We start from the raw sequence: 24,223 nt of genomic DNA, 5'->3' as shown, positions 1-24,223 counted from the left end.
TTTGTTCACGTTGGATGCTTCGATCGTCGGGCGATGTACGACGACCAGCCAGGGCCCCGGCGACACTGGTAGTGGCAGGGACAGCCACGATCGCGACGGTTCGGCCTACCGTGGTGAACGTGAATCTCCTCGGGGAGTACCTCCGCGCCCGGCGCGAACTGGTGACGCCTGAACAGGTCGGCATCCCGGTGCTCGGCACCCGGCGCGTTCGGGGTCTGCGGCGCGAAGAGGTCGCGATGCTAGCGGGGATCAGCGCCGAGTATTACCTGCGACTCGAGCAAGGCCGGGACCGCAATCCGTCCGTGCAGGTGCTGCAATCGATCGCGGGCGTGCTCCAGATCGACGACACGGCGTACCTGCTCAGCTTGGTGGCGGACAGGCCTCGGCCGACTCGTCGGCGGCGGGTACGGCGGGAGGTTCTGCCGGCGAGCACGGTGCGATTGGTCGACGCGCTTCCGTTTCCTGCTTTCGTTGAAGGGCGGTATCTCGACGTGCTGGTTGCGAACACGCTTGCGACTGCCTTGTCGCCTCGACTGGTTGTCGGCGGCAATCGGCTGCGCGACGTGTTCCTGGATCCGGCTGAGCAGGCCCTGTTCAGCGACTGGGAGCGGGCTGCGCAGACCTTGCTGGCGGGCTTCCGGCGGTCGGTCGGAACCGATATCGACGACCCCAGATTCATCGAACTCGTGGGGGAGCTGTCGCTGGCCAGCCCGCTGTTCCGCAAATTGTGGGCGCGGCACGACGTCGGCGAGCGGCTCGGCGCCAACCTCACCATCGACCATCCTCAGGTCGGGCCGCTTCGTCTTGACCGTGAGAAGCTCGCGATCGCGGGCGTCGATGGCGCGATGCTCGTCATCTACCATCCTGAACCGGGCACAGACAGCGCCGATCGGCTGGCCCTGCTCGCGTCGGTTTCCCTTACGGCGGATCGTTCTGGAACTGGAACTGCACGCGAATCGAGTCGTCCAGCGGAATGACGACCGTGGTGTTGGCGGCAGACCAGTTCTGCGGCACCAGGAAGAGCCGGTTCTCCCCGACCACGAGCAGGCGCAGGCCGCGGTACCGGTAGTTGAAGGTCTGGCCGGCGCCGGACCGGAGGGCGGTTTCCTCGAGACCGGGGGAGCGCAGTGCGAGTTTCTCCTTGGTGTCGAGGATGACCACGGGGAAGCGGTTCAGGTGACGGGCGTCCGACCTGGCGAGGCCGCGGCCGGAGTACTGCGCGGTTGTCGCGGTCGCCCAGAACGCACAGGTCACGGTCGCGACAGCGAGTAGGGCGATGAGGACTCGCTGTGGACCGAGGGTCGGATCGGCTTTGCGGCGGAGATAGGTGAGGTAGGCAAGGGCTGCGGCGGACAGACCGATCACGGTTGGCACGATGAGGGCGTAGTACGGCACGCTGCCGATCAGCGGATAGGCGAGGAGGCCGGCTACGCCGATGACGAGGACGAGTACGGCGATGCGGGCAGCGCGGCGTACGGCGCCTGGCGTCGGGTGGATCGCGTTGTGCAGAAGGAGAGCGGCGACCGCGAGCAACGTGATCACCAGGAGCGGGACGAGTAGTGGTTGCGGACTGCGCATCACGTAGTCCTGCGTACTCAGGCCGATCGTGTCGACGTCGATCCCGAAGTACTCGTACTGCGAACGTGACGAGACGTAGCCGAAGTAGAACAGCAGCGTGCTGACCAGCGTCACCGGAGTGACGATGCCGGCCGCGAAACTGATCCACCGCTCGGCCTGCGACCGCTCGTCCGCCATTCGTCAGCCGTCCGAAGGGGTCTCGGAAGGCTGGTCTTCCGTGGGGGTCTCGGAAGGTTCTCCACCGCCACCGCCGAGTGCGCGCGTGTCGATGCCGACCTGACTGCCGCCGCCGTCCTTGATCGACGCACAGTCCTGATCGGATGCACAGGTCGCCGACGCGGCCTTGAAGACCAAGGTCGAGTGCTTGCCTTCATCCTGGGTCGTCTGGTGTACGCCGACGTAGCAGGGCGGCTGATCGTCGGACCCGATCTGGTGGCTGTCGCAGGCCGGGCCCTGGCCGCCACAGCCCGACTGGTCGATCTCGAAGTACTTGCCGTCCTGCTCGAGACTGGGTGAGCCGAAGGTGATCGTGGTGCCGGCCGGAACTTCCAGCCCCGTCAGGGTGACGCCGATGCACTGCTTCGACTGGTCGTCGGGCTGATCCGCCTGGGCTCCCGGACCGATCGGCAGGGAGACGATGTTGATCGACGGCTTCTTCTGCGCCGGTTGGGTCGATTCGGCGTCGGTCGGTTCCGGGGCCGGTTCGGTGGTGTCGTCGGCGGTTGCGCTCACCTCGGGCTGTGGGGCCTGACCCGGCGTACCGCCCGACGGGTCGGAACACCCCGCCAGCCACAAGACTGTCACCGAAACAGCCACGACCAAGGCCCGCATGACGACCACCCCCACGAACAGAATGACCCTGCGTGCAGACCTCGACAACCTTTTGTTCACTCTCCGCTGCGACAACCGTGCATCCGTGATATCTCTGGCCCCATGACCGACCATGAGATCCGGATCGCGCTGGTTCTGAACGGTGGTGTCAGCCTGGCGGTCTGGATGGGCGGGGTGACGCACGAGCTGGATCTGATCCGGCGCGCGTCCGGTGGATCGGACGCGCCCGCCTCGCAGCCGTACGACGCCGTGCTCGCGGACCGTTGGCGAGAGTTGTGCCATCGCGGCGAGGAACGGCGGCGTGTGGTGGTCGACGTGATCGCGGGGACGAGTGCCGGCGGTCTGAACGGATCGTTGCTGGCGACAGCGATCGCGAACGGTTCGACCCTGGACCCCGACGGTGACAACGGTCCGTGGCTGCGGCAGAAGTGGGTCGCGCTCGGTTCGCTCGACGTCGGCAAGCTGGTGCCGTCGGCCGGCGTGAAGTCGACTTCGGTGCTGGACGGCAAGTATTTCCTGCGGCAGCTCGAGGACCTGTTGAAGGGCGTCGCCGACGCGGGTGAGAACGCCGCCGAGGAGCCGGTGACGTTGTTCGTCACGGCGTCCGGGTTGGGTGTGCAGCAGTTCGATGCGAAGGACGCGGCGGGGCAGGCGTTCGTCGTACCGGATCATCGGTATCTGTATGGCTTCACGAGTGAGGATGCGCCGACGTACGACGGTGCTGAGCGGAAGTTCGGCGTACATGACAAGAACGGGCTGAAGGACACTGAGCTGCTTGCGCGGGCGGCGCGTGCGTCGGCGTCGTTCCCGGCCGCGTTCGGTCCGGTGCTGGAGACGCCTGAGCTGGCTGCGTCGCCGCCACGGATCCAACCTGGTCCGGCCGAGGCGGGGTCCTGGCTGGTGGACGGCGGCGTGCTCGACAACGCGCCGTTCGGTCCGGTGCTCGACGTGGTCGCTCGGCGGCCGGTGACCGGGAAGGCCACCCGCTACGTGCTGTACGTCGTACCGTCGGCCGGGATCGGGCACGCGTCGACCGCGTTGCCCGGCGCGAAGGAGCCTAGCTGGCGGGTGTCGGCGTTGTCGGCGGTCCAGTTCCCGCGCGAGGTGGACTTCCGCTCTGACGTCGAGCAGCTGGAACGGCTGCTGCTCGAAGCGGACGCGTCCTGGTCCGACACTCAGCGGCTCTTCGACCGTTGCCTGAGGCAACCAGAGGAGCGGGCTCGGTTGACGGCGGCCGCCAAGGCGTTGCAACCGGCGTACTCCCGCGGCCGGGCCGCCGGCGGAGTGTGGGAGGCGGTGACGATCGCGAGCCACGACCAGTCGACCGTGCTGGACGCCGCGACCGCGCTGTCGGAGCCGGAGATCGACGAGATCCTCGCGGCCAAGCATCCGTGGGTGCCGGCGCCAGACGGTTCGACGAAGGCCTTGCAGGACGATGCCGACGGCAACCCCAGCTGGCTGTGGGGGACGGGCGCGGCCGAACGCGTCGTACGGCTGATCCTGCGCTCCTTGAGGAACCAGATCAGCAAGGCCTCGCGGCCCGACAGGGCGGAGCTCGACAAACGGCTGACCGCGACGAGCGACTGCTTGATGAAGGTCCAGGCCGTCCGCGACGCCCTCGACTCAGTGCTCGCCGCGGCACACCTCGACCTGCGGCCCGCCGGTGGTGCAGAGGCGGTAGCGGTCGGGCTGAACGACATCTTCGAGCAACTGCAGATCCAGCGAGCGCTCGGCGACGCGTTCACCGAGCTCGTCACGGTGGTCGGCTGGGACCTTGTCGACACCGCGCTCGAGGTGGAGATCGTTTCCCGCTGTACGTCGGCGCGGACACCGGAGCAGCGCAGCGCGCCGTTCCAGTTCCTCCGGCTCGGTCCGGACATCCCGCTCGCGGTGCTCGACGAGCTGCAGGAAGGCTCGATCGCCAACCAGCTCAACGAACGCATCCTTTATGGCAGTCAGGTCGGCCACTTCGGCGCCTTCGGTGCGGCTGACTGGCGGCGGTGGGACTGGTTGATGGGCCGGCTGCACAGCGTCGCGCACCTCGGCGCGATGCTCGGCGCGGACGCGGACTGGATCCGCGAGACCCAGCGTCAGGTCTTGCAGGCGGAGGGCTGGCAGCTCAGTGCGGTCGCCGAGCAGGTCGAACGGCTGGCCAAGGACTTCCCGGCCGAAGCCGGCATCGGCGCGCTCGTGACGATGCGGGACGAGCTTAACGCGTCACCTGAAGGCCGCGCGATCACCAAGGGCCTGGCCGACCGGATGGTCGACGTCTCGGCCGGGCTCGGTCCACAGGTCGGCAACTGGGTCAAGGCGATGGCAGGCCGCAAACATCAGCCCGGGTCATGGTTGTTGCGTACGGCGCGGTGGTTTACTGAGCCGGCCCGGCAGTTGCTGTGGGAGCGGATGGTGCGTGGCGCGAAGGTCAGTCCCGCCCACCGGCCGCCGGTCTTCGAACCATGGTTGCCTGCGGCAACGGCTGCGGTCGGCGTCGTACTGCTGATCGTCGCCGGCCTAGTCGACGCAGGCGCCGTACGCATCATCGCCGCCGTACTGGCCGGTGCGGTACTGGCGATCGCCGCCGCGCTCGGCGTGATCACCTGGTACGTACGACGCTCCCGCCGACTGATCCGGGCCTGGCTAGAGAAGCGGATGCCCGAGATCAATCCAGAGTCACGAAATCGATGAGCTCCTCGACCCGGCCGAGCAACGCTGGGTCGAGATCGGCGAAACTCTTCACCTTCGACAGAATGTGCTTCCACGCCGCGGCAACATCAGCCTGATCTGTCGCCGGCCAGCCGAACGACTGCAGCACGCCCTTCTTCCAGTCCTGCCCGTGCGGGATCCTCGGCCACGCCTTGATCCCGACCGATGACGGCTTGACCGCTTCCCAGATATCGATGTACGGATGCCCGACCACGCGCACGTACCGGTTGCTCACCTGGGCGGCGATCTTCGACTCCTTCGATCCCTCCACCAGATGATCCACGAGTACGCCGAGCCGCCGGCCGGGACCAGGCTGGAACCGGTTGACGATCTCGACCAGGTCATCGACCCCTTCGAGATACTCGACCACGACCCCTTCGATCCGCAGGTCGTCGCCCCAGACCTTCTCCACCAGCTCGGCATCATGTCGGCCCTCGACATAGATCCGGCTGGCCCGCGCGACTTTGGCCCGAACGTTGTCCACAGCCACCGACCCGGACGCCGTACGCGTCTTCTTGACCGGTCCCGCCTTCTTCGGCGGCTTCAGACTGACCGGTTTGCCGTCGATCCAGAACCCAGGCCCGAGCGGATACGTCCGCACCCGCCCATGCCGATCCTCGAGATCGACCACCCCGTGCTCCCACCGAACAATCGCCCCGACGAACCCAGAACTCGGCTCCTCGACGACCATCCCCTTCTCAATCTCAACCTCAACGGTCCGCCCATTCTTAGGCTTCCGCCAGTCCCCACTGAGCACATCATTCCCATACCGATCAGCCACCCCCCAACGCTATGTCCCCCCAACCCCCTTCCCCCTCAACCACACACCCCAATTCCCCAAGCCCTCCCCAAACCCACGACTCGACGACTGAGGGGCCCGGACCAGGAACGGGTCTGGAGACAGGTAATGGGGGCTGGAGACCTGAAATAACCTGTCTCCGGTCACCGGAGGGTGTCTCAGGTCCCCACAACTGACCGCGAACTCGCTCGGCCGGCTGATGCGCGACCAGGGCTGGTTGTGCGCCGCCCGACCAAGATGCTGCTGTCGATCGACGTCGACCGTGTCCATACCTCCCACCGGCTCCGGGCGTAGCTGCGTCCTTCCCTGGTCGTGGCGGTGTGTGTCAAGTGTCGAAGATCCCGCAGGGACGCCGAAGGCGCACTTGACTCACGCCGCCACGACTAGCACGATCACGCAGCCCGGAGACGCAACCACAGTCCGTTCCCAACCCCGCCCCGAGCCGCAGTCCTCCCGGAACCCGCGCAACCACGCCCGTTCCGGAACGCGCCCGACCGCAGTCCGTCAGGAAGTCGTAGGAGCAGCGCGCGTTGCGGTCGCTTCCCGAGAAGGCGTCATGACCGTCAACACGTAGTACGCAAGGAAGCCGACCACAAGCCCCACCGCCCAGGAGTAGTCGTAGAGCGGCTTGAGGAACGGGATCAACCCGTCCTGCGGGAACGGTCCAGCCCCAGGATTCGAGTACGCGCCGCCGACCGCGAGCACCGAGCCGAGCAGCGTCGCGACCACGCCTCGCCAGTTCCAGCCGGCCGAATACCAGTAGCGCCCGCCGGCCTGGTAGAGATCGGCAAGCTGCAAAGTCGTCCGGTCGATCACCCAATACCCAGCGATCAACACCCCAGCCACCGACGCCAGCAACCCGCCGTAGAACGACAGCCACACAAAGATGTAGATCGACGGATCCGAGATCAGCCGCCAAGGCTGGATCACGATCCCGACCACTCCGGTCACCAACCCCGCCGTCCGGAAGTTCAACCACCGCGGCAGCGCATTGGCAAAGTCGTACGACGGACTCACCACGTTCGCCGCCACGTTGCAAGACATCGTCGCGAGGATCGCCATGATCAGGCCGATCGTCACGATCACCGGGTTCTCGAACCGCCGCGTCAGCTCAACCGGATCCCAGATCGCCGAGCCGTACAACACCACGGTCCCCGACGTAGTAATGATCGACACGAGCGCGATGAACGACATCGTCGTCGGCAGACCGATGATCTGCCCCCACACCTGCGCCCGCTGACCCTTCCCGAACCGCGTGAAGTCCGGCATGTTCAACGAAAGCGTTGCCCAGAACGCGATCATCCCCATCAACGAAGGCGCGAAGATCTTCCAGAAGTCCGCGTCCCAGCCGAGCTTCGACGGCTGCGACAGGATCGGCCCGAACCCGCCGGCCTTCACCAGGATCGCCACCATCAGCGCCACGAACGCGATCGTCACCAGCGGCGCAGCCCAGTTCTCGAACCGGCGCAGACCCTCGATACCGCGGAAGATCAGCGCCATCTGGAGCACCCAGAAGAACGCGAAGCTCAGCCACATCGTCCACGGATGACCCCCGATCGCGGACGTGTCGGTCCAGCCCTTGCCGAAGAGTTCGCCGACGATCACGTAGATCGCCTGCCCGCCGATCCAGGTCTGGATGCCGAACCAGCCGCACGCGATGAACGCCCGCAGCAGCGCCGGGAAGTTCGCGCCGCGTACGCCGTAGAACGCCCGCGCGAACACCGGGAACGGGATGCCGTACTTCGTCCCCGCATGACTGTTCAGCAGCAGCGGGACCAGCACGATCAGGTTCCCCAGCGTGATCGTGAGGAACGCCTGCAGCCAGTTCATGCCCAGCGCAACCAGCCCGGACGCGAGCAGGTAGCTGGGGATGTTGTGCGCCATCCCCATCCACAGCGCCGCATAGTTGTACGTCGTCCACGTCCGCTCCGGCAACCGGGTCGGAGCCAGCTCGGCGTTCGCGTACGGGCTGCCCGCCAACGCCTCGGGATCGGTCAGCTCGACCCGTCCATCGGAGTGAACGGTCTGTTCGAGAGTGGCCACAAGAAGCACCCCATCCGCGTCGGGCGATGTTCGTTCCGAACAAGTTGCGGGACGAGGTGACGTCGTGTCAACGGACAACTACCCGAAAGGGCTATCCCGGGCCGAGCAAGGGCAGACTCGGGCGTTGCGGCGTACCGAGGACTTGGTAGCCGCGGCGGATCGCTTCCTGAAGCTTCTCGACCGGCCAAGGCCAGTCCTCGGTGTGCTTCAGTGCGTCGTCCAGCGGAGTACCGGCGTGGTGCAGCGCCGAGATCCCGTTGGCCACGGATCCCAGATCGATGGCCTGATCGCGAGCGAAGTCGACGTCGACCACGGCGCCGTGCCCAGGCACGACCTTGGTCCGAGCGGTCATCATGCCGACCACGTTGTTGAGCGTGTCCGGCCATTCGAGCGGGAACGAGTCCTCGTCGTACGACGGTGGTGCTGACTCCTCGACCAGGTCGCCGACGAAGAACACATCCACATCCGGTACGACGACCACCGTGTCACCAGAGGTGTGCGCATTACCGACGTACAACAGCTCGACCCGTCGATCGCCCAGGTCGATCACCTTCGCGGCCGCGAACGTCGTACCGGCGAGGTCGTCTGACACCGCGTTCTCGTGCAGGTAAACGGTGGCGTCGGCGAAGACGCTGTTGCCGGCCACGTGGTCGAAATGCGCGTGGGTGTTGACGATCCAGCGGACCGGGGCGTCGGTCACCTCGCGGATGTGCTCGCGCAACTGCTCGGCCTCTTCGGTGGTGGCCCGGGTGTCGATCACCAGCGCACCCTCGGATCCAACGACCAGGCCGACGTTCAGGTCCCACTCGTCGTACCGGCGAACCCAGGTGCGGTCACCGATCTCGTTCCACGTGCTCATGCGGTCGACATTACTTGCTGAGTACGTCGCCTTTGATCACCTGGTCGCGGTTGACGCCGCGGAGCAGCAGGCCGACGTTGTCGCCGGCCTTCGCGGTCGTCACGATCTTGCGGAACATCTCGACGCCGGTCACCTCGACCTGCAGCAGCGGCTGCCCGGCCCGGCTGAGCAGCACCTGCTCGCCGGCCGACACCGTGCCGGCCTGCACCCGACCGGTCACCACCGTGCCGCGACCGGTGATCGAGAACACGTCCTCGACCGTCATCCCGAACGACCCGACCGGCAACGTGTCCTGCGGCCGCGGCGCCGCCGGGAAACCGCCCGACTGAGCGTGCCCGCGGGCGAGCAGCTCCTGCGGATCCATCGGGTTGCTGTCCCGCTTCCAGAACTTCCAGCTCATCCTTCGACCCTAGCTGTTGGCAAGCCCTCTCCCCGCGACTTAAGGTCGCAAGTGTTCCGAACGGAACCTCGAAACTTTCGAAGGGTGGTCGTTGTGACCGAACGACGTGCACTGGTGGTCCGCGGCGGCTGGGAGGGTCATTCCCCGGTCGAGGCGACCGACCTGTTCATTCCGTACCTGAAGGAGAACGGGTACGACGTCACCGTCTCCGACACGACCGAGAGCTACCTCGACCTGGACGGCGTCGACCTCGTGCTGCAGTGCGTCACGATGAGCGAGATCCCGAACGAGCACGTCAAGGCACTCGACGCCGCGATCCGCACCGGCACCGGTCTGGCCGGCTGGCACGGCGGGATCGCGGACTCGTTCCGGAACAGCGCTGACTACAACTTCATCGTCGGCGGGCAGTTCATCTCGCATCCTCACGGATTCACTGACTACCGGGTCGACATCGTGCAGGACCACCCGATCGTCGAGGGCATCGAGCACTTCGACGTACACACCGAGCAGTACTACGTGCACTACGACCCGACCGACAACGTGCTGGCCACCACCACGTTCAAGTCGCACCCGGACTACCCGTGGATCGAGGGCGCGGTGATGCCTGCGGTCTGGACCCGCACCTGGGGCGACGGCAAGGTCTTCGTCTGCACGGTCGGCCACAAGCTGGACGACCTGGAGACTCCTGAGGTCCGCACCATCATCGAGCGGGGGCTGCTGTGGGCGAGCAAGTGACCAACATCGGCATCGTCGGGACCGGAGTCATCTCCGCCACGTACCTCGACCATCTGGCCAAACTGCCGGGCGTCGACGTGATCGCGGTCGCGGACCTGGACCGCAGCCGCGCCGAGGCGATCGCCGACAAGAACGAGGGCATCCGCGCTCTGACCCCGGACGAGCTGTACGCCGCGGACGACGTCGAGATCGTGCTCAACCTGACCATCCCGGCCGCCCACGCAGCGGTGCACCAGGCGGGGATGGAGGCCGGCAAGCACGTGTACGGCGAGAAGCCGCTGGCCGTCAACCGGACCGAGGCGGAGCCGCTGCTGAAGTACGCCGCCGCCAACAACGTCCGAGTCGGCTGCGCACCGGACACCGTGCTCGGCACAGGTACCCAGACCGCGCGGGCAGTGATCGACCGCGGCGACATCGGTACACCGCATGCCGCGACAGCGTCGTTCACTACACCAGGGCATGAGCTGTGGCACCCGGCACCGGAGTTCTACTACCAGCCGGGCGGCGGCCCGGTCCTCGACATGGGGCCGTATTACGTGACCAGTCTGGTCACCCTGCTCGGTCCGGTACGCCGGGTCACCGCGCGGGCCGGTCAGTCGAAGCAGGAGCGCAAGATCCATACCGGACCGCGCGCTGGTACAACGTTCGCGGTCGAGGTGCCGACGCACGTCACCGGCGTACTGGAGCATGAGTCCGGTGCGTTGACCACCGTCCTGATGTCCTTCGACACCTGGGCGGCCCGGCTGCCGCGGATCGAAGTACATGGGACTGAGGGCAGCGTGTCGGTCCCTGACCCGAATGGCTTCGACGGCACGGTGGAGATCGCTACGGCGGCCCAGCGTGAATGGACCGAGGTCCCGGTCGCCGGTGGGTACGCCGGAGCCGGCCGGGGAGTCGGCGTGGCCGATATGGCTCGGGCCATCCGTCGCGGTGAGCCACACCGCGCTGACGGTGCGTTGGCCTACCACGTGCTCGACGTACTCGAGTCGCTGCTGGAAGCAGCGGTCCAGGATCAGCCTGTGGACGTCGCAAGTACGGTCGACCGGCCTGCCGCCGTACCGTTGGGAGCGTCGCCCGAGATCGCCTGAGACCCGTCCCACGCCGTAGTGCGTCGGCGTGGGTACCACGGCTCGGTAGACTGGCACTCGGAACTTTCGAGTGCCAAGGTCGATCGAGAGAGGGTGGTGCGCGTGCTGGACGACCGCAAGCTGGATGTGCTCCGCGCCATCGTCGAGGACTACGTGGCGACCCATGAGCCGGTCGGGTCGAAGACGCTGGTCGATCGGCACAACCTCGGCGTCTCGCCGGCCACGGTCCGCAACGACATGGCCGCGCTGGAGGAGGAGGGGTACATCACCCAGCCGCACACCAGCGCCGGCCGGATCCCGACCGACGCCGGGTACCGGCTGTTCGTCGACAAGCTCAGCACGGTCAAGACGCTGTCGATCGCGGAGAAGAAGGCGATCACGTCGTTCCTGGCCGGCGCGGTCGATCTGGACGACGTCGTACGCCGTACTGTCCGGCTGCTCGCCCAGATCACCCGCCAGGTCGCCATCGTGCAGTACCCGTCGCTCAACCGGTCGAGCGTCCGGCACATCGAGGTGGTCACGATGGGCGCCCGCCGGCTGCTGCTGGTGCTGATCACCAGCAACGGCCGGGTCGAGCAGCGGATCGTCGAGCACCCGCACGACGTCGACGAGCAGCTGATCGCCGACCTCCGCTCGCGGCTGAACACGGTCCTCGCCGGACAGCGGCTGACCGACGCGACCACGTCGCTGGCCGGGGTTCCCGAGCTGTTCGCGCCCGGCGATCGCGCACTGGTCGCGTCGATCGTCACCACGCTGCTGGAAGCGTTCACCGACGAGGTCGGCGAGCAGCGGATCGCAGTCGGCGGTGCGGCCAACCTGACCCGGTACGGCGACGACTTCGAGCGGAACGTGAAGCCGGTGCTGGAGGCGCTCGAGGAGCACGTGATCCTGCTCCGGCTGCTCGGCGAGGCGACGAACCCGACGACCCTCACGGTTCGGATCGGTCACGAGAACCCGTTCGAGGAGCTGGCCACCACGTCGGTGGTCGCGACCGGATACGGGTCCAAGTCGGAGGCGCTGGCCACGCTCGGCATCGTCGGCCCGACCCATATGGACTACCCGAGCACAATGGGCGCGGTGCGGGCCGTCGCGCGCTACGTCAGCCAGATACTGGCCGACTCCTAATTGATGACAACCCCCTGGTCTGGAGTATGAGCACCGATTACTACGCCGTCCTAGGCGTCAGCCGTGACGCGTCAGCGGACGAGATCAAGAAGGCGTACCGCAAACTGGCACGCCAGTACCACCCGGACGTGAACGACTCCGAGGACGCGCACCAGAAGTTCCAGGAGATCGGGCGCGCGTTCCAGGTGCTCAGCGACCCGCAGAAGCGGCAGATGCACGACCTCGGTGGCGACCCGTTCGCGTCCGCGGGCGGCGGTCCGGGCGGGGCCGGCTTCGGGCAGGCGTTCACGTTCACCGACATCATGGACGCGTTCTTCGGTCAGACCGGCGGCGCGACCCGTGGGCCGCGGCCGCGGACCCGGCGCGGTCAGGATGCGTTGATCCCTTTGCGGATCGACCTGGCTGAGGCCGCGTTCGGGACGACGCGTGAGCTCAAGGTCGACACCGCCGTACTGTGTCCGACCTGTAGCGGGTCCGGGGCGGCTGCCGGGTCCGAGCCGGTCACCTGCGAGATCTGCCACGGGCGTGGTGAAGTCACGCACACGCAGCGGTCGTTCCTCGGCGAGGTGCGGACGATGCGGCCGTGCCCGAACTGCCGCGGCTACGGCACGACCATCCCGAGCCCGTGCGTCGAGTGCGCGGGCGACGGTCGCGTCCGGTCCCGTCGTACTGTCACCGTCAAGATCCCCGGTGGCGTCGACAGCGGGACCCGGGTTCAGCTGTCCGGGCAGGGCGAGGTCGGTCCCGGCGGCGGTCCGGCCGGCGACCTGTACGTCGAGATCGAGGTGGAGCCGCACGACATCTTCACCCGCAACGGCGACGACCTGCACTGCACAGTCACGCTGCCGATGACCGCGGCCGCACTCGGCACCACGATCGACCTGCCGACGCTCGAAGGCGAGACGACCCCGCTGGAGATCCGGCCCGGTACTCAGTCCGGTACGACGACCACGCTGACGGCCCGAGGTGTCCCGCGACTGCGGCACGCGGGTCGCGGCGACCTGATCGTCCAGGTCATCGTCGAGACGCCCACCAAGCTCGACGACGACCAGGCCGAGCTGCTCCGGCAACTCGCCGCCGCCCGCGACGAGGAACGCCCGCAGGGCCAGGTCCAAGCCACCCACAAAACCGTCTTCGGCCGCCTCCGCGACGCCTTCGGCGCCCACTAAACCCCACCCCCTTCCCCGAACGCTTGAGGGGTCAACCCCTCACCTGGTCGGTTGCCCCCTGAGATTCCGAGTGGGCAACCGTCCATCTCAGGGGTTGACCCCTGAGATGGACGGTCAGCGGCGTTCGGCGGCGTACGCCGCGGATCCGGTGCAGGGCCGCAGGCGCCGGCGTCCCGGCGACGACCGCGTCCCGCCAGGCCCGCGTCCCGCCGACGCCTGCGCCCCGCCGTCGGCTCGCGGACAACTGAGGGGTTAACCCCTCAGTTGGTGGGTTGCCCCCTGAGAATCTGAGTGGGCAACCCACCAACTCAGGGGTTGACCCCTGAGATGGTTGGGCGGGCGTGAGAGTTTGAGAGTCGGTTGGTCGGGGTTGGCTGGTTGCGTCGATGGGTTGGAGGTGTTGTTGGTGGGTGTTGCGGTGTTCTTTCTTGCTGAGCTTGGCGGGGATGAGTTGGAGCTGGGCGGCGCCGAGGGGCGGCATGCGGCGGTGGTACGGCGGATCGGGCCGGGGGAGCGCGTTCGGTTGACGGATGGGCGAGGAGCCTGGGCCGAAGGGGCTGTGGTTGCCGCGGGCAAGAGTTCGGTGACGGTTGCCGTCGATGAACGCGGGACTGTTGCTGCCGCCGATCCTCGGGTGGTTGTGGTGCAGGCGGTGCCGAAGGGCGAGCGCGCCGAGCTGGCGGTCGAGATGCTGACCGAGGTCGGCGTGGACGTGATCGTGCCGTGGAACGCGGAGCGGAGTCAGTTCCGGGCGAATCCGGAGCGGGTGGAGAAGATGCTCGCGAAGTGGCGGGCGTGGGCGTTCGAGGCGAGCAAGCAGTCCCGACGTACCTGGTTCGCTGAGGTTGCGCCGATCGCATCGACGGCCGACGTCGCGGAGCGGCTCGCTCGCGCGGCGCTGCCCGTCGTACTGCATGAGGAAGCGACCGTCCCGCTCGCGTCGCTGCAGGTCCCGCCGTCCGGCGACATCGTGCTCGTCATCGGGCCCGAGGGCGGTATCGCCCCGACCGAACTGAAGGCGTTCGACGTCGAGCCCGTTCGCCTCGGCGACACCGTACTGCGCACCTCGACTGCTGGAGTCGCCGCTGCGGCAGCGCTCCTGGCCAACTCCCGCTGGAGCTAACCGCGGACTGCATGCTGGTAGGCGGCCAGGGATTCGGCGTCGTCAATGCTGCCGTGGTGGTGGATCTGGACCCAGCTCCCGGCGTACGCGAAGACCCGCGTCGTCCGGATCCGCAGCGGCTGCTCGCCGAGCTCCGGATGCTGGTACGTGCCGACCTCCCGCCCCGCGAACACGACCGAGTCGTCCTGCCAGTACGTCGCCGCGTCGCCGAAGGTCACCTGGACGTTCAAGGTCCCCGCGAACACCCGCTCGTACAGCGCACGCACCGCGTCCCGTGACCGCAGGATCCCGCCGATCGGGTTGTTGAGCTGGACCAGCTCGTCGTCCGCCCACCCCGCCACCAGCGTGTCCAGATCCTTGTTGTTGAGCGCGTAGTAGAACGTCTCCAGCGCCGCCAACGCACCCGCGCGCTCCGGCGACCGCGCCTCCGCCGCCCGTGACCGTGCCGACGGGCCGAATCCGTAGTCGACCAGCTGGATCATCGCGAACCCCTCGCTAAGCTGTTAGACAGGAACCGAACATACTGTACGACAAGGATCGAACACCATGGTCGTCGAGTCAGCCCGAGCCCGCACCCTCAGCCACGTCGAACCGGCCGAGGTGCCGCTGCAGGTGGCACTCGACGCGCTCGCGGACCCGGTCCGGCGCTCGATCCTGCGCGACCTCGCCACCCACGACGAATGGACCCGCGCCTGCGGCACCTTCGACCTCCCGGTCAAGAAGGCCACCGCCAGCCACCACTTCGCCGTACTGCGCTCAGCCGGCCTGATCGAGCAACGCGACGAAGGCGCCCGCCGCCTCAACCGCCTCCGCCGCCCCGAGTTCGACAAGTCCTTCCCCGGCCTCCTGGCCGCCACCGTCGACCGCGAGGACTAGCTCTACTTGACGGTCAGCAGCTTGCTGTCGGTCGACGTCATGCTGCCGTCGACCGCGGAAGCCTCGAAGACCTCGAGGGTGTAGGTGCCCGGCGGAAGCTTGGTGACACTGAAGGCGAACGGCGCGAATTTGTAGGCCTCGCTCGTGTTGGCCGTGCCCTTGGCGAGCACCGCTCGGGTCTTCTCCGAGACGATTCGCCAGTTGAGCTGGGCCTCGAAGACCGACGCGACTCCGGTCACCTTCAGCGGGCTGGATACGACGGCGTCGTCGTCGGGAGCCGTCACCCAGATGAACGCCTGTACGTCGGCGGCCTGGGCTCGGTCCAGTGGCTGGCTGGTGTCGACCTGGCCGAACAGCTTGCTGCCGGTGTGGCCCTGTTCGGTGACCTGGACGCGTGTACCCCCGGCGTCCTTCATCGCGCCCTGGATTGTGTAGACGAGCTGCTGGGCGGCGACGTTGGCGACGTCGGAGTCGAGCCGCGTTTGGGGGAGTTGCTTGAAGTCCACGGTCACCAGGTCGTCCGCTCGGGTCACCGAGTTCACCTGCGCACCGCTCCACGCCGAGTAGTAGTCCGGATCGCCAGGCCGTTTCTGCGTCATCACCCGAAGTGCCTCGACGGCGGGCTTGCCGCTCACCTTCGTCCAGGTCCGGTAGAGCCGGACCTCCTTCTTCGTCTGGGCGCCGCCGACGTTGGCACCGAGCCAATACACCGGTACGACGGCGCTCGGGACGGACTGCTCCGGGGCGCCGCGGTCCGTCGGCTGCGTTGCCTTGACGGTGGGCGCCATCGTCGGACCCTGGCTGGGCACAGGGGAGGGAGTGGCCTTCGACGGGGTCTGGCTCGGCGGTACTTCGGACGCGGCGCTGGTCGTCGTACCGGGACCGGCAACTGCATCGCCGTCGTTGGCGGTGTTGTCGCCACCTGTGAAGACGGCGAACGCGCCGATCGCGGCCGCTGTGCCCAGTGCTGCCACGCCGGCCGTCAGGAGCCAGGGTCGCCGGGAGGCCGGCCGGCGCTGGGCGTGCGCGCGGGCGCGAATCTCCGGCAGCGCGTCACTCGGCTCGACCCGGCCCGCCTCGTCCCTCAAGGCCCGGCGCATTAGCTCGTCGAACGAGTCATCGTTGTCGTTCATACGCTCTGCTCCAAGACCTGGCGCAGCGATTTGGTCGCGCGCGCGGCGTGGCTCTTCACGGATCCCCGGCTGATGCCCATCGTGTCCGCGATCTCGGCCTCCGACAGGTCACCGTAGTACCGGAGCACCATCACGGTGCGCTGCTTCTCCGGCAGGGTCCGCATCGCCTCGATGACCCGGTCCGTCTCCGCTGTCCGCAGTACGGCCTGCTCGGCGCTCGGCTCGTCCGGGAGGGTCCGAGGGGTGTGCTTGTCGACCACGACCAAGTGGCGCTGGCGGGACCGGCAGCGGTTCACCACCGCGGTCCGCAGGTACGCGAGCGCCTTGTGCGGGTCGCGCAGCCGGTGCCAGCGGCCGTGCATCGCGACGAACGCGTCCTGCACGATCTCCTCCGCCGTACCGGTGTCCCGCAGCAGCAGCGAACCGAGGCGGACGAGCGAGGTGTAATGGGCGGTGTAGACAGCCGTCAGCGCCTCGTCGGCATCCCACGAGGACTCATCTGTCACGCACTCTTCGTACACCACGGCCGGTTGAGCCACGAAAAGATGACGCAAAGACCCCGTCCCAGGTTGACAACGGGCCAGTGAAAAGGCGCTCACCGAGCGTGTCCGGGCGAATTACAAGTGAGGCTGTCGGAGTGGACGGCTAGCATGGGTGCACTACTTCACCGATTCAGGAGGAAGAGCCTGTCCAGGCCACGCAGTATCGAACCGGAGGCGCGCGCGAACGGCGCCGCCGCCAGCGCGCAGGCGTCGCACAAGATCGTCGTGCCGAACAGCATCGACATGGTCGCCCTGCTCGGAGCCCGGGACGAGTTCCTCCGCATCGTCGAGAAGGGGTTCGCCGCTGACATCATGGTCCGCGGCAACGAGATCACGCTGAACGGCGAGCCGGCCGAGCTGGCCCTTGCCGAGCGGCTGATCGACGAGCTGATCGCGGTGATCCGCACCGGTCACGGGCTGACCGCCGACTCGGTCGAGCGCAGCATCGCGATGATCAAGTCCGCCACGGCCGAGAGCCCGGCCGACGTGCTGACCCAGAACATCCTGTCCAGCCGCGGCCGCACCATCCGGCCGAAGACGCTGAACCAGAAGCGGTACGTCGACGCCATCGACAAGAACACCATCGTCTTCGGTATCGGCCCGGCCGGCACCGGCAAGACCTACCTGGCCGTCGCCAAGGCGGTCCAGGCGCTGCAGGCCAAGGAGATCACCCGGATCATCCTGACCCGGCCGGCGGTCGAGGCCGGTGAGCGGCTCGGGTTCCTGCCCGGCACGCTGTCGGAGAAGATCGACCCGTACCTGCGCCCGCTGTACGACGCCCTGCACGACATGCTCGACCCGGAGTCGATCCCGCGGCTGATGACGGCCGGCACCATCGAGATCGCCCCGCTGGCGTACATGCGCGGCCGGACGCTGAACGACGCCTTCATCATCCTGGACGAGGCGCAGAACACCTCGCCGGAGCAGATGAAGATGTTCCTCACCCGGCTCGGGTTCGGTTCGCGGATGGTGGTCACGGGTGACGTCACCCAGGTCGACCTGCCGACCGGGACCAGTTCGGGGCTGCGGGTGGTCCAGGAGATCCTCGAGGGTGTCCAGGACCTGTCCTTCTGCCGGCTGACGTCGCACGACGTGGTCCGGCACAAGCTGGTCGGCCGGATCGTGTCGGCGTACGAGAACTACGAAGGTAGCGCTGAGTCCAGGCGATGAACGTCGAGGTCAACAACGAGTCCGGGGTCGAGATCGACGCACACGGACTGATGCGGCTCAGCCGGTTCGTGATGTCGTCACTGAAGCTGCACCCGGAGTGTGAGCTGTCGATCAAGCTGGTCGACGAGGACACCATGGCGCGGTACCACGTCGAGTTCCTGGACCTGCCCGGTCCGACCGACGTGATGTCGTGGCCGATGGACGAGCTGCGGCCGGGGCCGGCCGACGAGGACGACGCCGACCTGCCGCTCGGTCACCTCGGCGACATCGCGCTCTGCCCGACCGTCGCGGCCGCGCAGGGCGCGAAGGCCGGCCACGGCACCTGGGCCGAGCTGGAGCTGCTGACGGTGCACGGCATCCTGCACCTGCTCGGGTACGACCACGCGGAACCCGCCGAGAAGGCGGAGATGTGGGACATCCAGGGCCGCCTTCTGGAAGCATGGCGAGCTCCTGGTAACCGGCTAGAGGCGTGATACCACGATGACTTCCCACGACCTGGTTCTACTGGTTGTGGCTGCGGTGCTCGTACTCCTCGCTGGGCTGTTCGCCGGCGCCGAGGCAGCACTGTCGTCGTACTCGAAGGTGCGCGCGAACGAGCAGGTCGAGCAGGGCAACCTGCGGGCGGTCCGGCTGCGGGACCTGCTGTCCGACGCCCCGCGGTACCTGAACTCGCTGCTCCTGCTCCGGCTGATCTGCGAGATCACCGCGATCGTGCTGGTCACCCAGGCGCTGTCCGGCGTCCTGTCCGTGACCTGGGAACACATCCTGATCACCGCCGTGGTGATGGTGCTGGTCTCGTACGTGATCATCGGGGTCGCGCCGCGGACGCTCGGCCGGCAGCACTCGGACCGGTTCGCGATCATCTCGGCCGGCCCGGTGATGGCGGTGACCAAGATCCTCGGTCCGCTGCCGAAGTTCCTGATCCTGATCGGCAACGCGCTGACCCCCGGCAAGGGGTTCGCCGAAGGTCCGTTCGCGACCGAGGCCGAGCTGCGGGCGCTGGTCGACTACGCGGAGAAGTCCGCGGTGATCGAGTCCGGCGAGCGGCAGATGATCCACTCGGTGTTCGAGCTCGGCGACACCATCGTCCGCGAGGTGATGGTGCCGCGGACCGACATGGTCTACATCGAGAAGCACAAGAAGCTCCGCCAGCTCACGTCGCTGGCGCTACGGTCCGGGTACTCGCGGATCCCGGTGATCGGCGAGTCGCTGGACGACATCCTCGGCGTCGCGTACCTGAAGGACGTGATGCGCCGGGTCTACGACAACGCGCAGTCGGAGTCGACCGAGCGGGTCGAGTCGGTGATGCGGCCGTGCATGTACGTGCCGGACTCCAAACCGGTCGACGAGCTGCTCCGCGAGATGCAGGCCGCCCGGATGCACCTGGCAATCGTCGTCGACGAGTACGGCGGTACGGCGGGACTGGTCGCGATCGAGGACATCCTCGAGGAGATCGTCGGCGAGATCACCGACGAGTACGACGAGGACCCGGACTCGGTGCAGCAGCTGTCCGACGGTGCCTATCGGGTCTCGAGCCGGCTGCCGATCGACGAGCTCGGCGAGCTGTTCGGCGTACCGCTGGACGACGACGATGTGGACACGGTCGGCGGTCTGATGGCGAAGCTGCTCGGCAAGGTTCCGATCCCTGGCGCCGAGGTGTCGATCGAAGGTCTGTCGCTGACGGCGGAGCGGCCGTCCGGTCGCCGCAACCAGGTAGGTACGGTTCTGGTACGACGCGAGGAGCCGACTCCCGCGCCGCAGGACCAGAACCACCAGCACGCCTGACCTACTTTCCACTCCCGACCCGCCTCCTTCCGTGAACTTTTTGGAGCTTTTCTTGTCAGACCTTTCGGCGGAGGACGCCAAACTCGTCACGCTCGCCCGCGCTGCCCGGGCTCGGACCCGGGCCGCTGAAGGAGCCGCGGTCCGCGACTCCGACGGACGGACGTACGCCGCCTGCACGGTCGCGCTCGACACCGTCGAACTGACCGCACTGCAGCTCGCGGTCGCGATGGCGCTCTCGTCGGGTGTGAAGGGTCTGGAAGCAGCCGCGGTCGTCACCGACGCGGAGTCCGTCAACATCGACGTCGTACGCTATTTCGCCGGCGCCAACATCCCCGTAGTACATGCGCAAGGCACCGGAGAGGTCCGCGATGTCGTCCACAGCTGAGAACTTCAAGGCAGGTTTCGCCTGTTTCGTGGGCCGGCCCAACGCCGGCAAGTCGACCCTGACCAACGCCCTGGTCGGCAAGAAGATCGTCATCACTTCGTCGAAGCCGCAGACCACGCGGCACGCCGTCCGCGGGATCGTGCACCGGCCGGACGCGCAGCTGATCCTGGTCGACACCCCCGGTCTGCACAAGCCGCGCACGCTGCTCGGCGAGCGGCTGAACGACGTGGTGAAGACCACCTGGGCCGAGGTCGACGTGATCGCGGTCTGCCTGCCGGCCAGCGAGAAGATCGGTCCCGGTGACCGGTTCCTGGTCGGCGAGGCGGCGAAGGTCGCGAAGACCCCGAAGGTTGCCATCGCCACCAAGGCCGACCTGGTCGAGCCCGACCGGATGGTCGAGCACCTGGCCGAGATCCAGGCTCTTGGTGAGTCCTCGGGGATCGAGTGGGCCGCGATCGTCCCGGTGTCCGCGACGTCCGGGTATCAGGTCGACGTGGTAGCCGACGAGCTCGTGAAGCTGCTACCTGAGGGTTTTCCGCTGTACCCCGACGGCGACATCACGGACGAGCCCGAGGAGGTCTTGGTCGGCGAGCTCATCCGCGAGGCCGCCCTCGAAGGCGTCCGCGACGAGCTGCCGCACTCGATCGCGGTCACCATCGACGAGATGACCCTTCGTGAAGGCCGCCCCGAGGACAAGCCGCTGCTCGACATCTACGCGAACATCTTCCTCGAGCGGGACAGCCAGAAGGGCATCGTGATCGGCCACAAGGGCGCCCGACTGCGTGACGTCGGCGCGGCGGCCCGGCAGCAGATCGAAGCCCTGCTCGGTACGCCGGTCTACCTCGACCTGCACGTCAAGATCGCCAAAAATTGGCAGACAGATGCGAAGCATTTGCGCAAACTAGGGTTCTGATGAATCTGCAGAATCCTGTGTACGCCGCACTGAACGGCCCGCACGCCGAATTCGCCGAGATCCGCGGCAACGCCCGCCGGTTCCCGACGGCGATGGCGCCGTTCCTCGGCATGCCCGACGAACCGACCGCCCAGGACTGGGCCGACGCCGCCCAGCTCCTCGGGCCGGGCGGCGGCGCGGCCCTGATCCGGCCGGAGTTCACGATCCCGGACAGCTTCAAGCTGGACCGACACATCGACCTGGTCCAGTACACCGCGCCCGCGGATCTCCCGGCTGCGGAGCCGGAGGCGGTCGTCCTCGGCGTCGACGACGTACCCGAAATGCTTGCCCTGGTCGCCTTGACCGACCCCGGCCCGTTCCGCTCCCGCACGATCGAGCTCGGCACCTACCTCGGCGTACGCCGCGACGGCGAGCTCATCGCGATGGCAGGCACCCGGTTCGCGCTTCCCCAGTACACCGAGATCAGCGCCGTCTGCACCCACCCGTCATACCAGGGCCAAGGCCTGGCCCGTCGCCTGATCCGAGCCGTCGCCGCCCACATCGCAACAACCGGTCGAACCCCGTTCCTCCACACCGGCGCCACCAACACCAACGCCATCCGCCTCTACAACACCCTAGGCTTCACCCTCACCAACCAAATGAAAGTAAGCATCCTCGAAGCCGTATGACCGACCTCTTTCACGTCTACTGGCAACCCCGCGAATACGCCCGTACCTGCAGGAATTCCTGGCGATGGACATGGATGAGCGGTGGGCGAACCGGTCGCCGGAGACGATGCTCGACACGTTCCACTGGTTCCGTGGCGAGGCCTTCGACCTCATCGTGGAGGACCTGCTCAACCTGCCGCCCGAGCCGGTACTGGTCGAGGGATTCCGCCTACTGCCCGAGCTGGTCGAACCGCTGCTCGCCGACCGACGGCAAGGCGTGTGGTTGCTCCCAACGCCACGCTTCCAGCGGGCGGCCTTCGAGCAGCGTGGGTCGCTCTGGTCCATCGCCGGCCGGACGAGTACGCCAGAACGGGCCTTGGGCAACCTGTTGCAGCGCGACCGAATGTTCACCGACCGAGTCGCCGGTGAGACCAAGCGCCTTGGTCTCACCGGCCTCGTGGTCGACGTAGCCGACCTTTTCGGCCTGAGCCATGTACCGAAGAACGGGTAGTAGTCGGTGTCAGCCCGATCGGCTCCGCCTGGCCACTTCGGCAGATCGCCGAGTTGGCTGACTACTACCCGTTGTTCGGTACGGGTTCGAGCAGCGTGGGTCGCGCTGATCCATCGCCACCACTTCTCGGGGGTGTGGACATGCTGTGGGGTCTGGAGACAGGAAATGACCTGTCTCCAGACCCCAGTTCCTGTCTCCAGGCCCGGTTGCTGTCCTCAAAGCCGATCCTGGGCTCAACCAGCCGTACGGGACAACGCGAGCGTTCCTTGGCGCGGTTAGAGCTTTTTCTGGTAGGCGAGGATTCGGGCGATGATTTTGTAGTTGAGTTGTTCGTTGATGGTGATCAGGTGGTTGTTGGATTCGGCGTTCCGCTGTCGATCTGGGTCAGGGCGGGCTCGGTCTCTCGGCATGTGCCTCGGCATCCGCCGCGACGGCAACCTGATCGCGATGGCAGACACGCGGTTCGCCCTCCCCGATCCCACCGAGATCGCGCCGTCTGCACCCACCCGTCGTACCAGGGCCAGGCCTGGCCACCCGCCTGATCCGAGCCGTTGCCCACCGCATCGAGTCGGCCGGGCGAACCCCGTTCCTCCACACCGGCGCCACCAACAGCGCCGCGATCCGGCTGTACCGTTCGCTGGGTTTCAGCCTCTCCGACGAGATGAAGGTCACACTGGTTCAGGCGGTCTAGCCTGGAACCGTTGCAACAAGGTGCAATTGCGGCGCGTTCTGTCCCCCGTGCGCGTTATGCTCGCGCACGATCTCGAGGACCATCGAGGTCATTCATGTCCTGAGGGGGACTCCCAGTATGAAACTGCAGCGCTTCGCGCTCGCCCTGGCCGGGGTCGGCATACTCGCCGCCACGGCCGCCGCTGGCCCGGCCACCGCCGCCGTCCGGTCCAACCCGACGCCCGCGATCGCCAACCCGGCGAAGGGCGACCTGAAGACCACGCCGAACACCAAACTGGCCTCCGGGGGATGCCTGCAGGATGTCGGCTTCAACACCCCGACGCCGGGGATGAGCGACGTCCTGGTCACGCCGGCCAAGCCGCCGCGCGGTGAGTTCTTCGGGGAGTTCAAGTTCGTCGGCACTCGTCTCAACACGACGTGGTACGGCGTGCAGACCGACGCGCACTTCTACTACCACAGCCTGTTCGTGCAGGGCGGCACGCTGTACCGCGGTGTCACGTACTTCGACACCGACAACGCGCGGCCGACGTACGCGCGGATCGGCTCGGGCTGGACCAGCTTCACCCAGCTCGTGACGTCGAACTACGCGATCACCGCGCCGAACCGCTCGTACCTGTACGGGCTGAGCACCAACGGCAGCCTCTACCGCTACGCGGCGTCGGGTGCCACCTTCCGGGCGCTCGGCCACTTCGCCGGCTTCAAGGGCTTCAAGGCGATGACCGTCGTGGCGGAGAACCCGTCGTACGACACGCTGCTGATGACCACCAAGGCCGGCGCGCTGTGGACGGTCCGGATCCCGGCCGCCGCCTCGACGAAGCCGATCCTGAAGCTGGTGCGGAGCACGGGCTTCGCGGCGTACGAGTCGCTGGCCGCCAGGGGCTGCGGTGACAAGGGCGGCTCGCTGGTGACCGGTTTCGACAACGACACCGACTCGGCGTACCAGTACGCGACGAGCAAGTTCAACGGCTCGGCGACGGTTGTCACGTCCTACGGCCGGGTCACCGGCGGCACCATCCCGGGCACCGGCATCTTCCCGATCACCGGCCACTGGAACCAGCTCGTGGGCGAGTGAGCTTTCAGCAGTAACTGAGTTTTCAGCAGAAGAGGGCGGGGGCGTC

At 67.3% G+C, this 24,223-nt stretch carries 26 protein-coding genes; 17 read left to right on the top strand and 9 right to left on the bottom strand.

The genetic code is table 11. The annotated features are described in order from the left end of the window. The first annotated feature begins 71 nt into the window (after nt 1-71). Nucleotides 72-977 (top strand): helix-turn-helix domain-containing protein, encoded by a 906-nt coding sequence (locus EV650_RS13505; RefSeq protein ID WP_369409954.1) that lies wholly within the window; start codon nt 72-74, stop codon nt 975-977. Here EV650_RS13505 and EV650_RS13500 read toward each other — a convergent pair. Both EV650_RS13500 and EV650_RS13495 read right to left on the bottom strand, forming a co-directional pair. Further along, nucleotides 919-1,755 (bottom strand): hypothetical protein, encoded by an 837-nt coding sequence (locus EV650_RS13500; protein WP_134118839.1) that lies wholly within the window; start codon nt 1,753-1,755, stop codon nt 919-921. The two genes, EV650_RS13505 and EV650_RS13500, sit on opposite strands and share 59 nt — an antisense overlap. A gap of 3 nt (nt 1,756-1,758) precedes the next feature. Beyond that, nucleotides 1,759-2,409: a hypothetical protein gene (locus EV650_RS13495; protein WP_134118837.1), complete on the bottom strand. Its 651-nt coding sequence runs from the start codon at nt 2,407-2,409 to the stop codon at nt 1,759-1,761. 102 nt (nt 2,410-2,511) lie between these two features. Between EV650_RS13495 and EV650_RS13490 the strand changes: the two genes are divergently transcribed. After that, the gene (locus EV650_RS13490; protein ID WP_134118835.1) at nt 2,512-5,094 is read left to right on the top strand and encodes a DUF3376 domain-containing protein; all 2,583 of its coding nucleotides are present in this window, start codon (nt 2,512-2,514) and stop codon (nt 5,092-5,094) included. Here the strand turns inward: EV650_RS13490 and EV650_RS13485 are convergent. The 4 genes from EV650_RS13485 to EV650_RS13470 form a co-directional block, all read right to left on the bottom strand. Then, on the bottom strand, nt 5,069-5,893 hold the full coding sequence (locus tag EV650_RS13485) for a DUF3097 domain-containing protein (protein ID WP_134118833.1): 825 nt from the start codon (nt 5,891-5,893) through the stop codon (nt 5,069-5,071). The two genes, EV650_RS13490 and EV650_RS13485, sit on opposite strands and share 26 nt — an antisense overlap. 522 nt (nt 5,894-6,415) lie before the next feature. Then, nucleotides 6,416-7,954: an NCS1 family nucleobase:cation symporter-1 gene (locus EV650_RS13480; protein WP_134118831.1), complete on the bottom strand. Its 1,539-nt coding sequence runs from the start codon at nt 7,952-7,954 to the stop codon at nt 6,416-6,418. A gap of 91 nt (nt 7,955-8,045) precedes the next feature. Continuing rightward, nucleotides 8,046-8,813: an MBL fold metallo-hydrolase gene (locus EV650_RS13475; RefSeq protein WP_134118829.1), complete on the bottom strand. Its 768-nt coding sequence runs from the start codon at nt 8,811-8,813 to the stop codon at nt 8,046-8,048. Between the two features lie 10 nt (nt 8,814-8,823). After that, nucleotides 8,824-9,213: an EF-Tu/IF-2/RF-3 family GTPase gene (locus tag EV650_RS13470; protein WP_134118827.1), complete on the bottom strand. Its 390-nt coding sequence runs from the start codon at nt 9,211-9,213 to the stop codon at nt 8,824-8,826. A gap of 93 nt (nt 9,214-9,306) precedes the next feature. Here EV650_RS13470 and EV650_RS13465 point away from each other — a divergent pair, with 93 nt between their 5' ends. The 5 genes from EV650_RS13465 (at nt 9,307) to EV650_RS13445 (ending at nt 14,453) form a co-directional block, all read left to right on the top strand. Next, nucleotides 9,307-9,948: a ThuA domain-containing protein gene (locus EV650_RS13465; RefSeq protein ID WP_238174186.1), complete on the top strand. Its 642-nt coding sequence runs from the start codon at nt 9,307-9,309 to the stop codon at nt 9,946-9,948. Then, complete coding sequence (locus EV650_RS13460; protein WP_134118824.1) at nt 9,933-11,036, top strand: Gfo/Idh/MocA family protein; 1,104 nt, start codon at nt 9,933-9,935, stop codon at nt 11,034-11,036. Before EV650_RS13465 ends, EV650_RS13460 begins: the two co-directional genes overlap by 16 nt. Nucleotides 11,037-11,138: 102 nt before the next feature. Beyond that, nucleotides 11,139-12,161, top strand: coding sequence for a heat-inducible transcriptional repressor HrcA (hrcA, locus tag EV650_RS13455; protein WP_134118822.1), 1,023 nt, complete (start codon nt 11,139-11,141; stop codon nt 12,159-12,161). A gap of 26 nt (nt 12,162-12,187) precedes the next feature. Beyond that, entirely contained in the window at nt 12,188-13,330 is a 1,143-nt protein-coding gene (gene dnaJ, locus EV650_RS13450; protein ID WP_134118820.1) for a molecular chaperone DnaJ, read from the top strand. Between the two features lie 406 nt (nt 13,331-13,736). Then, nucleotides 13,737-14,453 carry a 16S rRNA (uracil(1498)-N(3))-methyltransferase gene (locus EV650_RS13445; RefSeq protein ID WP_134118818.1) on the top strand — a complete coding sequence of 239 codons (717 nt, stop codon included), beginning with the start codon at nt 13,737-13,739 and terminating at the stop codon, nt 14,451-14,453. On the opposite strand, the gene EV650_RS13440 is transcribed toward EV650_RS13445, so the two are convergent. After that, the gene (locus EV650_RS13440; protein WP_134118816.1) at nt 14,450-14,935 is read right to left on the bottom strand and encodes a YybH family protein; all 486 of its coding nucleotides are present in this window, start codon (nt 14,933-14,935) and stop codon (nt 14,450-14,452) included. The two genes, EV650_RS13445 and EV650_RS13440, sit on opposite strands and share 4 nt — an antisense overlap. A gap of 64 nt (nt 14,936-14,999) precedes the next feature. On the opposite strand from EV650_RS13440, the gene EV650_RS13435 reads away from it, so the two are divergent. Beyond that, nucleotides 15,000-15,329: an ArsR/SmtB family transcription factor gene (locus EV650_RS13435; RefSeq protein ID WP_134118814.1), complete on the top strand. Its 330-nt coding sequence runs from the start codon at nt 15,000-15,002 to the stop codon at nt 15,327-15,329. 2 nt (nt 15,330-15,331) lie between these two features. Here the strand turns inward: EV650_RS13435 and EV650_RS13430 are convergent, their stop codons facing one another. Together EV650_RS13430 and EV650_RS13425 are read right to left on the bottom strand one after the other, a co-directional pair. Then, nucleotides 15,332-16,462 (bottom strand): Gmad2 immunoglobulin-like domain-containing protein, encoded by a 1,131-nt coding sequence (locus EV650_RS13430; protein WP_134118812.1) that lies wholly within the window; start codon nt 16,460-16,462, stop codon nt 15,332-15,334. Continuing rightward, nucleotides 16,459-16,968, bottom strand: coding sequence for a SigE family RNA polymerase sigma factor (locus EV650_RS13425; RefSeq protein ID WP_238174185.1), 510 nt, complete (start codon nt 16,966-16,968; stop codon nt 16,459-16,461). Before EV650_RS13425 ends, EV650_RS13430 begins: the two co-directional genes overlap by 4 nt. Before the next feature lie 279 nt (nt 16,969-17,247). Between EV650_RS13425 and EV650_RS13420 the strand changes: the two genes are divergently transcribed. The 9 genes from EV650_RS13420 to EV650_RS13380 all read left to right on the top strand — a co-directional run bounded on the left by EV650_RS13420 (nt 17,248) and on the right by EV650_RS13380 (nt 24,177). Next, nucleotides 17,248-18,174, top strand: a complete 927-nt coding sequence (locus EV650_RS13420; RefSeq protein ID WP_238174282.1) for a PhoH family protein — start codon at nt 17,248-17,250, stop codon at nt 18,172-18,174. Continuing rightward, complete coding sequence (gene ybeY / locus EV650_RS13415) at nt 18,171-18,647, top strand: rRNA maturation RNase YbeY (protein WP_134118810.1); 477 nt, start codon at nt 18,171-18,173, stop codon at nt 18,645-18,647. The genes EV650_RS13420 and ybeY overlap by 4 nt, the downstream gene beginning before the upstream one ends. 7 nt (nt 18,648-18,654) lie before the next feature. After that, on the top strand, nt 18,655-19,959 hold the full coding sequence (locus EV650_RS13410; RefSeq protein ID WP_134118808.1) for a hemolysin family protein: 1,305 nt from the start codon (nt 18,655-18,657) through the stop codon (nt 19,957-19,959). Between the two features lie 52 nt (nt 19,960-20,011). Beyond that, the gene (locus tag EV650_RS13405) at nt 20,012-20,344 is read left to right on the top strand and encodes a cytidine deaminase-like protein (protein ID WP_134118806.1); all 333 of its coding nucleotides are present in this window, start codon (nt 20,012-20,014) and stop codon (nt 20,342-20,344) included. After that, on the top strand, nt 20,328-21,257 hold the full coding sequence (gene era / locus EV650_RS13400) for a GTPase Era (protein ID WP_134118804.1): 930 nt from the start codon (nt 20,328-20,330) through the stop codon (nt 21,255-21,257). The genes EV650_RS13405 and era overlap by 17 nt, the downstream gene beginning before the upstream one ends. Continuing rightward, complete coding sequence (locus tag EV650_RS13395; protein ID WP_134118802.1) at nt 21,257-21,925, top strand: GNAT family N-acetyltransferase; 669 nt, start codon at nt 21,257-21,259, stop codon at nt 21,923-21,925. Before era ends, EV650_RS13395 begins: the two co-directional genes overlap by 1 nt. Before the next feature lie 64 nt (nt 21,926-21,989). Then, a complete protein-coding gene (locus tag EV650_RS13390; protein WP_134118800.1) occupies nt 21,990-22,415 on the top strand; it encodes a hypothetical protein in 426 nt (141 codons plus the stop codon). Nucleotides 22,416-22,890: 475 nt separating this feature from the next. Continuing rightward, a complete protein-coding gene (locus EV650_RS41470; protein WP_369409956.1) occupies nt 22,891-23,106 on the top strand; it encodes a GNAT family N-acetyltransferase in 216 nt (71 codons plus the stop codon). Between the two features lie 117 nt (nt 23,107-23,223). Then, entirely contained in the window at nt 23,224-24,177 is a 954-nt protein-coding gene (locus EV650_RS13380) for a hypothetical protein (RefSeq protein ID WP_134118798.1), read from the top strand. Nucleotides 24,178-24,223 lie beyond the last annotated feature (46 nt).

It is taken from the genome of Kribbella kalugense, from assembly GCF_004365875.1.
Lineage (GTDB): Bacteria > Actinomycetota > Actinomycetes > Propionibacteriales > Kribbellaceae > Kribbella > Kribbella kalugense.
Note: the sequence above shows the minus strand (reverse complement) of the source record. Positions and strands in the feature narration are given on the sequence as shown.

Excerpts from the sequence above, each read along its gene's own strand:
- EV650_RS13495 (WP_134118837.1), bottom strand. The coding sequence starts at position 2,409 with ATGCGGGCCTTGGTCGTGGCTGTTTCGGTGACAGTCTTGTGGCTGGCG.
- EV650_RS13395 (WP_134118802.1), top strand. The coding sequence starts at position 21,257 with ATGAATCTGCAGAATCCTGTGTACGCCGCACTGAACGGCCCGCACGCC.
- EV650_RS13430 (WP_134118812.1), bottom strand. The coding sequence starts at position 16,462 with ATGAACGACAACGATGACTCGTTCGACGAGCTAATGCGCCGGGCCTTG.
- EV650_RS13490 (WP_134118835.1), top strand. The coding sequence starts at position 2,512 with ATGACCGACCATGAGATCCGGATCGCGCTGGTTCTGAACGGTGGTGTC.
- EV650_RS13380 (WP_134118798.1), top strand. The coding sequence starts at position 23,224 with ATGAAACTGCAGCGCTTCGCGCTCGCCCTGGCCGGGGTCGGCATACTC.
- EV650_RS13475 (WP_134118829.1), bottom strand. The coding sequence starts at position 8,813 with ATGAGCACGTGGAACGAGATCGGTGACCGCACCTGGGTTCGCCGGTAC.
- EV650_RS13420 (WP_238174282.1), top strand. The coding sequence starts at position 17,248 with ATGGTCGCCCTGCTCGGAGCCCGGGACGAGTTCCTCCGCATCGTCGAG.
- EV650_RS13435 (WP_134118814.1), top strand. The coding sequence starts at position 15,000 with ATGGTCGTCGAGTCAGCCCGAGCCCGCACCCTCAGCCACGTCGAACCG.
- EV650_RS13500 (WP_134118839.1), bottom strand. The coding sequence starts at position 1,755 with ATGGCGGACGAGCGGTCGCAGGCCGAGCGGTGGATCAGTTTCGCGGCC.
- EV650_RS13470 (WP_134118827.1), bottom strand. The coding sequence starts at position 9,213 with ATGAGCTGGAAGTTCTGGAAGCGGGACAGCAACCCGATGGATCCGCAG.
- dnaJ (WP_134118820.1), top strand. The coding sequence starts at position 12,188 with ATGAGCACCGATTACTACGCCGTCCTAGGCGTCAGCCGTGACGCGTCA.
- EV650_RS13410 (WP_134118808.1), top strand. The coding sequence starts at position 18,655 with ATGACTTCCCACGACCTGGTTCTACTGGTTGTGGCTGCGGTGCTCGTA.
- EV650_RS13440 (WP_134118816.1), bottom strand. The coding sequence starts at position 14,935 with ATGATCCAGCTGGTCGACTACGGATTCGGCCCGTCGGCACGGTCACGG.
- EV650_RS13390 (WP_134118800.1), top strand. The coding sequence starts at position 21,990 with ATGGACATGGATGAGCGGTGGGCGAACCGGTCGCCGGAGACGATGCTC.
- ybeY (WP_134118810.1), top strand. The coding sequence starts at position 18,171 with ATGAACGTCGAGGTCAACAACGAGTCCGGGGTCGAGATCGACGCACAC.
- era (WP_134118804.1), top strand. The coding sequence starts at position 20,328 with ATGTCGTCCACAGCTGAGAACTTCAAGGCAGGTTTCGCCTGTTTCGTG.